The sequence below is a fragment of the Mycobacterium sp. TH-M25 genome (genome assembly GCF_057473665.1).
Map to the genome: position 1 here is coordinate 1 of NZ_JBYCLA010000574.1, position 3,311 is coordinate 3,311.

4 protein-coding genes are annotated in these 3,311 nt (G+C 63.8%); 2 read left to right on the forward strand and 2 right to left on the reverse strand.

From position 1 onward, the window contains the following. Positions 1 to 18: 18 nt before the first annotated feature. The gene (locus AC2VOU_RS19140) at positions 19 to 594 is read left to right on the forward strand and encodes a hemerythrin domain-containing protein (protein ID WP_486958778.1); all 576 of its coding nucleotides are present in this window, start codon (positions 19 to 21) and stop codon (positions 592 to 594) included. A 63-nt stretch (positions 595 to 657) separates the two neighbouring features. Here the strand turns inward: AC2VOU_RS19140 and AC2VOU_RS19145 are convergent, their stop codons facing one another. Beyond that, positions 658 to 978 carry a PE-PGRS family protein gene (locus AC2VOU_RS19145; RefSeq protein WP_486958775.1) on the reverse strand — a complete coding sequence of 107 codons (321 nt, stop codon included), beginning with the start codon at positions 976 to 978 and terminating at the stop codon, positions 658 to 660. Between the two features lie 209 nt (positions 979 to 1,187). After that, on the reverse strand, positions 1,188 to 1,985 hold the full coding sequence (locus AC2VOU_RS19150; protein WP_486958776.1) for an inositol monophosphatase family protein: 798 nt from the start codon (positions 1,983 to 1,985) through the stop codon (positions 1,188 to 1,190). A gap of 472 nt (positions 1,986 to 2,457) precedes the next feature. On the opposite strand from AC2VOU_RS19150, the gene AC2VOU_RS19155 reads away from it, so the two are divergent. Beyond that, the coding region (locus AC2VOU_RS19155; RefSeq protein WP_486958777.1) for an aldo/keto reductase at positions 2,458 to 3,311 on the forward strand (854 nt) is incomplete at its 3' end.

A 3,311-nucleotide genomic window follows, 5' to 3' on the forward strand; every position in this document is an offset into this window, starting at 1 on the left:
ACTGCTGTACTGGTGGGGATGGCCGAGATCACCACGTTGATTCTCGACGACCACGCCTGGTTCCGCGCGCAGTTCGCCAAGCTGGACGAGCTGCAGGCGCAGACACCGGCGAATCAGAGTGCGCTGGGAAGGATTTGGCGTCCGCTGGCCGACAGGCTCGACGTCCATGCGCTGATCGAGGAGAAGATCTTCTACCCGCAACTGCTCAAGCGCGGTAGTGCCGACGCCGAAGGCGAAACTCTCGATGCGATCGGCGACCACAACGACATTCGCGATGGCGTGCGTGACGCGGACGCCGCAGGGGTCGCTACCGACCAGTGGTGGGAGGCAGTCGGTCGAACCCGGCTGGCCAACGACGACCATATGGCCGAAGAAGAACGTGAGGGCTTAGCCGACTTTCGGCGCAATGCCCCGATCGGGCTTCGGGATTCGCTGGGCCGACAGTACCGAGATTTCATGGCCGAGCACCCGACCACCCGCGGGTTGTCGATCGTGGACCGCGATCCGCGCGACTATGTCGACGCGCAGCGGTCCGAAACGAAACCGGCGCGCACCGACTACTCGTTGGGCATCGGCAGCCTTAAGGGCGAATAACCCGCCGTCATGCGGCCTGGGTTGCCCCAGACCGCATGAACTCGAGTGGTCGTGACGTCAGGCCTACCCGTGGCCGGAACCGCAGCCGACACCCGGAAGACATCCGTTTCCGCCGGGAACACCGCCGGGTCCGGCGAACTGGCCGCCCGACCCACAGCCGACGCCTGGGACACAGCCCTGGCCGCCGGGACCGCCGCCCGGGCCCCCGTTCTGACCGCCCGACCCGCAGGTGCCGTTGCCGTCGCATCCGCTGCCGCCCGGATCCTGCTTGACGATGACGTGGGCGGGCGCCATGCCGGTCGAGCCCACACTGGCCTCAGCTGCCGCGACAGGCATGACCGCCATCGCCGCAGCAACCGCGCCACCAACAACAAACGATTTCATAACACTGAGTTTGGACATGCATGGATAGTTACCCCTTGCCTAGGTGTCCAAAACATCGAATATCAGTCGTGGTGGCTCCCGGAAACAGCGTCGGCAAGGAGCCGCAGGTGACGTCGACGCGCCGGCCCTGCTGCTGGTTCGGGCTGTAAGCACCGCGAGCGCAACGGTAAAGCCTGACTCGACCCCGCTACGACCAGCGGCGGCCAGTACTACACATTCTCGACGCTGATGACCTCCGCCAATTCGTCGGCGATCGCCGGGGTGGCCGCCACCATCGAATCAGATTGGTAGGTGTGCGAATCCCCGTGCGCATCGGTGACGAACGCACCGGCTTCGCGGGCGATCAATGCTCCCGCTGCGGTGTCCCATGGCTTGTTGGACAACATCACGCACGCGTCCAGCGCCCCCTCGGCGACGAAGGCCAGGTCGAGCGTGGCCGCGCCGACCATGCGAATACGTTCGACCAACGGCACCAGGCCTGCCGTGATTGCGAGGCGTTGCCGATTGTGGGTGGCGGCGTCGGGTCCGACGGCGTAGTCGCCCAGCGAGACGATCGCCTCGTTGAGGCTTTCGGTTCGGCTGACCGTGATCGGTCGCCCGTTGAGGTATGCCCCATTGCCTTGCACCGCATGATAAGTCCGCCCCAACAGCGGCGCCTGGGTCACCGCCACGACGGGGGATCCGCGATGCACCAGCGCGAGCGAAACCGCGCACAGCGGCAGTCCGTGCGCGAAATTGGATGTCCCGTCGATGGGGTCAAGCACCCACAGCCAGTCCGCCGCCGCGATATCCGGTTGCCGCGTGGATTCTTCGGCCAGCGAATCGACCTCCGGGGCGACCTTGCGTAAAAATTCCAGGATTTCATGCTGGATCGCTAAGTCCACATCAGTCACCAAATCGCGATCACCTTTGTGGTGCACATTACCGGGCGGTGACTCCGTTAACGCCTTCGCCCCAATTTGTGCTGCTTGCAATGCAATTTCGAGGAAATCGTCCTGCGTTTTCATCTGGGGGCAACCTCGCTTCCCTGGGTAGTCGAGTGCGCAGCGAGCATAACGACTCGTGTCAGCGAGCCCAAGTCGCGACGTCGTTGCTCGGATTTCTGATTATTTTGGCAACGAGCGCCGAATATGATAAACGTCGGTGATGCGCAATGCGCGGTCGAGAGGTACCCGATGTCACCGATTTGCTGGTGTTCTCAGCAGAGCTGTTCTGAGTTGCACGCGTAATTTCCAGCGGTGCAGCACTTTTGGTCTCGGCGTACGGTCCGGTCTTGAGCTGAACGCTGACGGCATATCGGTGAGTGGTCGCAGAGATCGGCTCGGCGAGCCAGAGGTAGCTCAAATATGCGCGGGGTATCCAACTTTGGCGCCTCGCTGTGCATGCTCCGTTGTGCATGGGCAGCCACGTCCGGCCCGATGGGCATGGCGGGTTTGTTCCACTTGTCCACTGAGTAAATTCGCAGGTAGGTGACGCTGTATGAGCACAATTGACGAACCAATCGGTGCACCCGCAACGATTCCCACGGTTGTCCTCCACGACGACGCGCAGATGCCCGTACTGGGACTCGGAGTGGCGAAGCTGTCGGACGCCGAGACCGAAAGTTCGGTCATCGCGGCATTGGAGGCCGGCTGCCGCTTGATCGACACCGCGGCCGCGTACGGCAACGAAGAGGCGGTGGGCCGCGCGATCGCCGCCTCGGGAGTGCCGCGTGACGAGCTCTGGGTCACCACCAAGCTCGGTACCTCCATGCAGGGGTTCGACAGCGCCCAAGAGTCGTGCAAGGCCAGCCTCGACCGGCTCGGTCTGGACTATCTGGACCTCTACCTGATCCACTGGCCCGCGCCGATGCTGGGCAAGTACGTCGAAAGTTTCGAAGGCATGATCCAGGCCCGGGAGCAGGGCCTCGTCCGCTCGATCGGCGTCTCCAACTTCACCAAGGACCACCTCGACACCGTCATCGAGGAAACCACGGAGGTGCCGGTCGTCAACCAGATCGAGCTTCACCCGCGGCTCACCCAGGCCGAATTACGGCAGCACCACGACGACCACGACGTGATGACCCAGTCCTACAGCCCGCTCGGCGTGGGCCGGCTGCTCGAGGAGCCGACGGTCGCGTCGATCGCCGCCGAGTATGGCCGCTCACCGGCGCAGGTGTTGGTCCGCTGGAATCTGCAACTGGACAACCTGGTCGTGGCCCGGTCGTCCAAGCCAGAGCGGGTCGCGGAGAACCTGGACGTGTTCGACTTCAGCCTCGAGGACGAGCACATGGTCGCGATCGAGGCCCTGCACGACGGCACCCGCGTGCTCCACGACCCGCTGGTATTTACCGG

What these genes read in the sequence shown, in the direction of transcription:
- AC2VOU_RS19140 (WP_486958778.1), top strand. Translation starts at nt 19, where the DNA reads ATGGCCGAGATCACCACGTTGATTCTCGACGACCACGCCTGGTTCCGC.
- AC2VOU_RS19145 (WP_486958775.1), bottom strand. Translation starts at nt 978, where the DNA reads ATGAAATCGTTTGTTGTTGGTGGCGCGGTTGCTGCGGCGATGGCGGTC.
- AC2VOU_RS19150 (WP_486958776.1), bottom strand. Translation starts at nt 1,985, where the DNA reads ATGAAAACGCAGGACGATTTCCTCGAAATTGCATTGCAAGCAGCACAA.